Source organism: Oleiphilus sp. HI0079 (assembly GCF_001635105.1).
Genome location: NZ_LWFT01000529.1, coordinates 1 through 5076, shown reverse-complemented (window position 1 = coordinate 5076; position 5076 = coordinate 1). Strand labels below are relative to the sequence as shown.

The 5076-nt window shown below is 46.5% G+C and carries 7 protein-coding genes; 1 reads left to right on the top strand and 6 read right to left on the bottom strand.

Annotation, left to right across the window (positions count from 1 at the left end):
- The 4 genes from nagZ to A3750_RS07780 form a co-directional block, all read right to left on the bottom strand.
- Window positions 1-656, bottom strand: a 656-nt coding sequence (gene nagZ / locus A3750_RS07795; protein WP_082873230.1) for a beta-N-acetylhexosaminidase, incomplete at its 3' end; no start/stop codon positions are given.
- A gap of 2 nt (window positions 657-658) precedes the next feature.
- Window positions 659-1138 carry a L,D-transpeptidase gene (locus A3750_RS07790; RefSeq protein ID WP_068454188.1) on the bottom strand — a complete coding sequence of 160 codons (480 nt, stop codon included), beginning with the start codon at window positions 1136-1138 and terminating at the stop codon, window positions 659-661.
- Between the two features lie 56 nt (window positions 1139-1194).
- Complete coding sequence (locus tag A3750_RS07785; protein WP_068454184.1) at window positions 1195-1839, bottom strand: TetR/AcrR family transcriptional regulator; 645 nt, start codon at window positions 1837-1839, stop codon at window positions 1195-1197.
- 84 nt (window positions 1840-1923) lie between these two features.
- Complete coding sequence (locus tag A3750_RS07780) at window positions 1924-2775, bottom strand: hypothetical protein (protein WP_068454181.1); 852 nt, start codon at window positions 2773-2775, stop codon at window positions 1924-1926.
- Between the two features lie 112 nt (window positions 2776-2887).
- On the opposite strand from A3750_RS07780, the gene A3750_RS07775 reads away from it, so the two are divergent.
- Window positions 2888-3508 (top strand): riboflavin synthase, encoded by a 621-nt coding sequence (locus A3750_RS07775; protein WP_068454178.1) that lies wholly within the window; start codon window positions 2888-2890, stop codon window positions 3506-3508.
- A 33-nt stretch (window positions 3509-3541) separates the two neighbouring features.
- Here the strand turns inward: A3750_RS07775 and A3750_RS07770 are convergent, their stop codons facing one another.
- Entirely contained in the window at window positions 3542-4693 is a 1152-nt protein-coding gene (locus A3750_RS07770; protein ID WP_068454176.1) for a DUF6160 family protein, read from the bottom strand.
- A 174-nt stretch (window positions 4694-4867) separates the two neighbouring features.
- The coding region (locus A3750_RS07765; RefSeq protein ID WP_304440180.1) for a GTP-binding protein at window positions 4868-5076 on the bottom strand (209 nt) is incomplete at its 5' end.

Here is a 5076-nt window from a genome sequence, read left to right as displayed (position 1 = left end):
GCCGGCATAACAGCATCCATGCCATGCTCGCACATCTCTTTGAAGATACGCATATCGTGAGACGTAATTTCCTCAAGTGATCGACCGTCAACCGGAATGTCTACGTGCGAGTCTGCGCTCACCGCGCCATGCCCAGGAAAATGCTTTCCCGTGCTCGCCATACCAGCTTCATGCATACCGGCGATAAACGCAGAACATAGCGCTACAATAATGGTTGGATCAGACGAAAATGCGCGATCACCGATCACATCAGAAATACCGTAATCTCTATCCATGACCGGTGCAAAGCTAATATCGATATCGAAAGCGCGCAACTCCGACGCCATTAACCAACCGAGTTCTTTTGCGTCGCGGAGTGCGTTTTCCTTGTTAATTTCATACGCCATCCCGAGTGTTTGCATGCATGGTAGCTTCGTAAAACCTTCGCGAAAACGCTGCACGCGTCCTCCTTCATGGTCAACGGCAATAATAACGTCTCTTCTGGCAGCGCGAATTTGGCCAATCAAAGAAGCAAGCTGTGCTTGTGATTCGAAGTTACGCGTAAATAAAATGACACCGCCGACTAGAGGGTCGACAAGACGACTAATCTCGGATGTTGTTAAGTGAAGGCCTTCAAAGTCAATCATGACCGGACCAAGCTTAGGTTCGATATGCATTTCTACTCTTTTATTATGACTTGGGTGTAAATAGGTGTGTGCGAAAATAGCTCAGCGACATCATAAGTGCGCATTCTGATACAGCCATGAGACGCAGGGATAGACATCGGCTGGGAATCTGGCGTTCCGTGGATGTAGATGTATCTCGTTTTCGTATCCACATCGCCTAAGCGATTTAATCCTGGTTCACAACCACTGAGCCACAGAATTCGCGACAAAATCCAATCCTTGTCTGGATTCTCTGCTTCGAGTTCAGGAGAGAAAAGCGCTACTTGCGGCTCTCGTCCGACAAAAACAGTGTTAGTTGGTAGTTGGTAGCCAAACTTGTCCTTCACGAGGTGTATTCCGAGAGGCGTAGCGAAAGATCCTTCTTGCTGCCCGACCCCGTTCTTAGCGGTGGATATCGGGTAAGTTTTTCGCAACGCTGTGGAGCGAAGCTCCAGTGTTTGTTGACTAATACTGATGAGGATTTGGGTAATCATAAGTGACTCGCCAGAGAAACAGCGCCAGACTAGCAACAGTGCGAGCAAGAATCTACTTAATTAACATCCATTGGTGGTGCCGTCAGACCCGCTAGAATAAACGGGACAAGAAGCTCTACAACTTCTTCAGGATTTGCTTTTGCAGATTTACTGTTTTCTAGTATTTCAGTCAGAGGCTGCAGACTAGACATCGTGAAGGCAACGGATCCAAGCGTAAATTGAGTACGCCAGAATCGTTCTTTAAGGGTTAAGCCGGGTGTGCTCAAACGGATCAACTCTAGAAATAATCGAAACGTTTTCGCATACTCTGCCTCCAAATAGCGCCGCAGGTGGCCTTGTGATTGAGTGTACGCCAAGCCCATTAGGCGCATAAAAATCGCGACACCATTTTCATGACTAGTAGGTATTTTCAACAAGCTCTTTGTATAAAGCTTTAAAATCTCTTCGAGACTTGGGATGTTGTCTACGCCCCAGCCATTTTCAACGGACGCCTTTTCCATAATCTCACTTAAGGGCCCTAGGAAGCGTGAAAAAACGGCTTGGATCAAAGCATTCTTTGAACCAAAATGATAATTTACTGCGGCAAGGTTCACGTTAGCCTTGCTCGTAATCATGCGAAGGGAGGTTTCTGAAAAGCCTTTTTCAGCGAATAATAGTTCCGCGGCATCCAGTATTTTGTCGACCGTATCTACTTGTGGCATTTTTAGGCAATCTATTCTAAACAACTGTTTTAAACATACGTTTGGATACAAGGCATGTCAAGTTGGTTGCCCAAGATATGGCGACTAGGTATCAGCTAGTGAAAAGCCTTCGCTCAAGTAGATTGTTTGTAATTTCTTATAGGCTTTTTGCGCTTCAATCATAAACATGAGGTAAAGCCGAAAGTGCCGCGGCGTCTGCAAAGCGAACGCTAATTTTCCCGCCTTTGAATATCTAAGAAGCACTGTGAATTGTTGGTTATACAAATGCCGATTGTATTTACCCAGCGCTTCGCAACGCCACGCCAAGCCACCATTCCCCTCTAAAAATGCGACATGACCACGCGCTCCACGCGTAATTTTTTGTCGCCGTGACATCAACTCAGTTAAAGAGGGTCGATTAGTAAACGCACTCTGAACCGTTGAGAAAGCCAGAAACATCATCAACGCGCTCAGCCCTAACGCTATGCCCGAAACCGCAGCCGGTAGAAGCCCCCCAAGTCCAATGATAAATATGCCAAGAGCGATACTTCCACCCATAATCAGCAAATCTCTCGTTTTGCGGGCAGAATCAATGCTCCAATTATCGGGGTACCCTTCCATACTCAAAACTTGAAGGTTTACTAGATTGACGCGCTCACAACTTGCCAAAAGTCGCTTCTGCGTGGCGAAATCATGAAGTGTCTCTTCATCAATAGGTCCGTCTTTTAATTTAAGCGTGGCTGCACTGCCTGCGGGCGGCTTGTCTTGATCGGCTGCGGGATCTTTCACACCAAAAGCGGGTTTTTTATCCGCATTAGGTGTTCTGCTACGAATATTCCGAACACCGCGCTCTTCTGACTCGGGACGTGAGGCTTCTGCTCGTTTTTGAGGCGGCACTTCGTTTCTAAGCAACCCTGAAGCTACCGCATTTTGATTCTCTGGATTTGCTTTCGACACGCACTACTTCCTTAATGCTCTTAATAGGTTATATCGGTAGAATAGACGGATTCTTTAATGCAATACGAAGCATAATTACTGTTCGATTTTTTAGCCCAAAGGAGCAAACGCCATGTTTACTGGTATCGTCCAAGGTAAATCAGAAGTGACAGCGATAGAAAAACGTGACGCTCTGAGCTCAATAACATTCCGATTCCCCCCGGACGCCTTAAGCGGCTTGCAGCGCGGGGCCAGTATCGCGATTAACGGTTGCTGCTTAACTGTTACGACATTCGATACCGCACTCTCAGTTGCACGTTTTGACGTCATGAAAGAATCGCTGAATGTGACAAACCTTGGGGAGCTTGCTGTCGGCTCAATCACGAACTTTGAAAGGGCTGCGAAAATTGGTGATGAGATTGGTGGCCACATGATGAGCGGCCACATAAGTTCAACCGTTAAACTGTTAGGTCGTAACGAAACAGAGACAAACTGTGAGCTCATTTTCGAATGCCCGAACAAACTTCAGCGTTATGTTCTACCCAAAGGATATATTGGGATCAATGGATGCAGTCTCACCATTGGCGCTGAGGTCACCGAACGCTTTAGCGTCCACCTTATTCCAGAGACGCTAGAAGTGACCACTTTTGGCCAGTTACAGGAAGGTACGAGCGTTAATATTGAAATCGATCCAAGCACTCAGGCGATTATAGACACTGTTGAGAGGTATATGACGGAGCGGCCAGCGAACTAAGCTTCTTGAGTCGAGCTTAGCTTCGTCCCGCCACTAGTGCGCTGAAATCGTTAGATTGGTTCCGTGGATCACGAAATCAGTGAAGTATACTTCACCAATACTGGTTTCAGTGTCACCAAACTGAATATGGGGTAAGTCCCAGTCCCAGCGCACATTGATATCATAAATTGAAACACCGTCAACACCATAGTCCTTGATGTCAGCAGGCCCGCCCCCGGCTATCGCCCCTAACTCACTGTATGCGGGAATAATGTCCGTCGCTGCAGCAATCTTTTGCTCAACACTGGCAAAGCCAAAACTGCCTAAGGTATCTGCGCCCCGCTCGTTGTGAATACGCATATCTCTTAGTGTGAGGTATGGATTGGTCACATTTCGATCAATAAATGTATTGGTCGCATTATTAGTGCTATCAACATCCAAGTCTTCAACGCGGAATTTTACGTCGATTGCAATATGAGAATCACCCAATCGGATTCCGTCGGGCTCCCCTTCTTCATCAGTTTGGGAGAAACCATTGCCGTCATTGGTGATCATAATATCGAGATAACCGAGATAGGCCTCAATCGAAAGATTACGAGTCAACACGGTTTCTTGAGATCCATCTGAAGATCGAAGTCCGAGCTCACCCTGCGTAATCTTAAAGTCGATAGAATTTTTCATCATCTCAAGATTGTCTGCATAATCTGCAGTGGTATTCTTAGTGAGCCCATCGGGAGAAAAATAACCGAAATCCGTAGCACTAACATGGATCAATAAATCGCCGTCCCCCAGCACTTCTCCGATTTCGCCGGTACTCTGATCTTTATATTTTGCCGTAGCCCAAGCAACATCGGCCTCATTGGGGTCTAAGAATCCGAGCTCAGACCACACTACGTAATCAGAAAAACCTTTCTGAATACGCTCGTTAGGACCAGAAATATCTATTTTTGCTCGAAGATTATCAGCAAAGCCGCCGTCGATGCCGCCAAAACTCATATCACGAATGAACAAGCTGCCCGCATCAACGTATTCAAATTCGCCGATGGTATGCTTCGTCTCGATATCGATAGTGAGCCCAGCCTGCCCCCTGATATTGTTTAACGCCACTTCATCAAGAGGTTGGAGTTCCGCCACGACGATACCTGACGCGCTTGCAATCGCAACGCACAGCGCCGTCTTTTTGGCTTGAGCTTTCATCGAGATCATGTTGGACAACTTTATCAACGGTTCATTTATTTTTATGTTCTAAGCGTCAACTTGAGGAAGAGCAGAGGCTGCACGCTGTTACAAACTTTAACATAAACCGCGATTACTTAGCCATATAGAGTGAAGTGAGTGAGATCAAGTGTGTGACAAAGATCTCACTCGAGGGTGTGGAGGCTAGGCTGGTCTAAGCATTCCTCTATCTTGGATAAAGGCAATAATCGTATCAACGCCCTGCTTCGTGTTCATATTGGTAAAAATGAAGGGTTTATCGCCTCGCTGCGCTGTAGCATCACGCTCCATCACTTCAAGAGAAGCGTTTACCTGCTGAGCAAGATCAATCTTATTAATAATCAATAAGTCAGATTTGGTAATACCAGGTCCGC